Raw genomic sequence first — 3081 nt, 5'->3', positions numbered from 1 at the left:
CACCTCGAAGGCTGCTGCTGCCGGGATGAGGTGGAGCGGCTGCGGGCCGCGCTGAAGCGGCCCGTCGCGTCCTGATCAGCCGATCTGCAGCACGAAGATCAGGCCGAGCGCAATCGCCGTCAGTACGCCGATCGACAGGATCGCGGTCGCGATCACCCGTCCGCCGGCGCGGCCGAGCGAGCGGATGTCGACGGAGAGGCCCAGCGCCGCCATGGCCAGCACGGTGAGCGCGTTCGATGTGTGGGCAAGCGGCGGAACGACCCCTTCCGGAATGGCGCCGGCAGACCGCAGCGCCATCATCAGCGCGAAGCCGATGATGAACCACGGCGCGATATGCTTCAGCTTGACCTTCGCGCCCGCGCCTGAGGCGGCGGCGCGCGCGGTCATGCCGAGCGCGAGGAGCACTGGGCCGAGCATCATCACCCGGATAAGCTTGACCAGCGTGCCGGTCTGCACCGCGATCACCCCGCCCGGCTGGGCGGCTGCGAGCACCTGCGGCACGGCATAGACGGTGAGGCCGGAGAGCACGCCATATTGCGGCGCGGTCAAGCCCAGGCCGACCAGCGCAAGCGGCAGCGCCAGCACCATGATGACGCCGAGCACGGCGGTAAACGCGATGGCCGAGGCGATATCCTCCGGCTCCGCGTCGATGACCGGGGCGGCTGCCGCGATCGCCGAGTTGCCGCAGATGGAATTGCCGCAGGCAACCAGCGTCGCAAGCTTGTGCTTCAGCCCGAGGCCGCGGCCGATGCCATAGGAAATGGCGATGGCGGCAATCACGGTGAAGATGATGCCGAGCACCAGAGCCGGGCCCGCCGCCTTGAGCGCCTGAACGCTGATCGAGGCGCCGAGCAGCACGATCGCCACTTCCAGCACGAATTTCTCGCAGAAGCGAATGCCGGGGTTGAACGCCGCCGGCAGGTGGACGAGCGAACGGATGGCCGTGCCGATGAGGATGGCGAGCACAAGGTTTTCGACGAAACGATGCTCGGTAATGTGAACTTCGACGGCTTCCAGCCCGAAGGCCGCCAGGGCGACGAGGCAGGAGAGCAGAATGCCGGGCGCGAGCGAGATGAAGCGTCCGGTCCAGGGGTGGATATTTTCGGTTTCGACGGCAATGCGCATGGGAGAATCCTGTGATGCGCAAAGCATGTCATGCTCAAATATAGGCTTCCATCGAATAATAATTGACGTTTTGTTCGGCAAAAGAGAATGTTCATCCCATGATGACCCTTGAGCAATTGGTTGTGTTCGTGGCGGTGGCCGAGCGCGAGCACCTGACGCGGGCGGCCGAAGCGCTGCATCTGACGCCGTCTGCCGTGTCCAGCGCCATCCGCAAACTGGAAGACTTCTATTCCGTCACCCTCTTCGACCGGGTCGGGCGCGGCATCGTGCTGACGGCGGAGGGGAGGGTATTTCTGGATGAGGCGCGGGCGACCCTTGCGCGGGTGCGCTCGGCCGAACGCGTGCTGGGCGAGCTTGGCGGGCTGGAGCGCGGGGCGCTGTCGGTCTTCGCCAGCCAGACGATCGCCAGCTACTGGCTGCCGCAGGTGCTGATGCGCTTTCACGCGCGCTATCCGGGCATCGAACTCAGGCTGTCGATCGGCAACACCGTGGCGGTGGCGGAGGCCGTCGCCGGCGGCGAGGCAGAGCTTGGCTATATCGAGGGCACGCTCGACAATCCGCTGCTGGCCAAGCGCCACCTGACCGACGACGCGCTGATGGTGGTGGTCGCGCCCGGCCATCCGCTGGCCGATGGCCGACCGGTGACGCCCGGCGAACTCGCCCGGCAGGCGGCCTTCGTGCTGCGCGAGGAGGGCTCCGGAACGCGCTTTGAGTTCGAGCACGCCATGGCCGGTTTCGGCATTGCGCCCGCAGACCTCAACGTGGTGATGGTGCTGCCCTCGAACGAGGCGGTGCTGTCCGCCGTGCGCTCCGGCCATGCGGCGACGGCAATCTCGGGCGCGGTCGCGGCGCCCTGGCTTGCTTCGGGCGAACTGAAGCGGGTGAATTTCGACCTGCCGTCGCGCGCCTTCCAGCTTTTGAGCCACAGGGAGCGGCATCTGAGCAAGGCGGCGAGCGAACTGGTGGCCTTCAGCCTCGCATCTCAGCCGGACGAACCGGGCGCGGGTCCGCCCAGAGCCGGCGGCGCCTGCTCAACGGCCACATAAAGCTCATGCGGCGTGTCGGGCAGGCCGCGCCGGTAGCCGAAATCGAGCTTGAGGTCGCCAAGCCTTACCCCGGTCGCCGCGGCATGGGCGTGCAGACGGGCAAAGCCATCGGCGATTTCCGCAAGCGGCCCCTCATGGACGAGGCGGAGATAGCGCCCGGCGGCAACCACATGGCGTTCGAGGCCGGGCGGTATCTCCGTCTTGCGCGATGCCAGGAAGCCGAGAAACTCGATATAGGCGCCGTCCGGCTGCTTGCGCGAGACTTCGAGAAAGTGCTCGGCATCCCCGGTTGCGGCGAACAGCCGCTGCCAGCCTGCGGGAACCTTTTCCGGCAATTCATGCCACGCGCCGCGCACGCTGAGGCCGATGCAGACGAGCTCGGGCATCGATATGGTTTCAATCTCCATCGGTCCTCCGTTTGGCCGCCGCCGGTCCGTGGCGCTTGTCGGGCGTGGCCTTGGCGCTTGCCGGACCCACGGCGATCCGTTAATCAGGGCCCGGAAAATGAAGCTGTGTTCCGGATAGGTCAACCATGAGCGACAAGAAGAAGAAACCGCAGAAGCTGAAAGCCCGCCTGCCGCGCGGCTTTGTCGACCGTTCGGCCGCCGATATCCGCGCGACCGAGGCGATGATGGCGAAGATCAAGGCGGTCTACGAGAATTACGGTTTCGATCCGGTCGAGACGCCGCTGTTCGAATATACCGATGCGCTGGGAAAATTCCTACCGGACCAGGACCGGCCGAACGAGGGCGTGTTCTCGCTGACCGATGATGACGACCAGTGGATGTCGCTGCGCTATGACCTGACCGCGCCGCTCGCCCGCCATGTCGCGGAAAACTTCAACGACATCCAGCTGCCCTACCGCACCTATCGCGCCGGCTACGTGTTCCGCAACGAAAAGCCCGGCCCC

At 66.1% G+C, this 3081-nt stretch carries 4 protein-coding genes; 2 read left to right on the top strand and 2 right to left on the bottom strand.

Annotated elements, in window-relative coordinates:
• Positions 1-75: 75 nt before the first annotated feature.
• A complete protein-coding gene (locus AC5DC2_RS21925) occupies positions 76-1125 on the bottom strand; it encodes a YeiH family protein (protein ID WP_491700015.1) in 1050 nt (349 codons plus the stop codon).
• A gap of 101 nt (positions 1126-1226) precedes the next feature.
• Between AC5DC2_RS21925 and AC5DC2_RS21920 the strand changes: the two genes are divergently transcribed.
• The gene (locus AC5DC2_RS21920) at positions 1227-2171 is read left to right on the top strand and encodes a LysR family transcriptional regulator (protein WP_491700016.1); all 945 of its coding nucleotides are present in this window, start codon (positions 1227-1229) and stop codon (positions 2169-2171) included.
• Here the strand turns inward: AC5DC2_RS21920 and AC5DC2_RS21915 are convergent.
• Entirely contained in the window at positions 2108-2578 is a 471-nt protein-coding gene (locus AC5DC2_RS21915) for a GyrI-like domain-containing protein (RefSeq protein ID WP_491700014.1), read from the bottom strand. The two genes, AC5DC2_RS21920 and AC5DC2_RS21915, sit on opposite strands and share 64 nt — an antisense overlap.
• 125 nt (positions 2579-2703) lie before the next feature.
• Here AC5DC2_RS21915 and AC5DC2_RS21910 point away from each other — a divergent pair.
• On the top strand, positions 2704-3081 hold a 378-nt coding region (locus tag AC5DC2_RS21910; RefSeq protein WP_491700013.1), incomplete at its 3' end, for an ATP phosphoribosyltransferase regulatory subunit.

Source organism: Martelella sp., from assembly GCF_984369615.1.
The sequence above is the reverse complement of the archived record's forward strand: the minus strand, read 5'-3'. Positions and strand labels throughout refer to the sequence as shown.

What these genes read in the sequence shown, in the direction of transcription:
- AC5DC2_RS21920 (WP_491700016.1), top strand. Translation starts at nt 1,227, where the DNA reads ATGACCCTTGAGCAATTGGTTGTGTTCGTGGCGGTGGCCGAGCGCGAG.
- AC5DC2_RS21925 (WP_491700015.1), bottom strand. Translation starts at nt 1,125, where the DNA reads ATGCGCATTGCCGTCGAAACCGAAAATATCCACCCCTGGACCGGACGC.
- AC5DC2_RS21915 (WP_491700014.1), bottom strand. Translation starts at nt 2,578, where the DNA reads ATGGAGATTGAAACCATATCGATGCCCGAGCTCGTCTGCATCGGCCTC.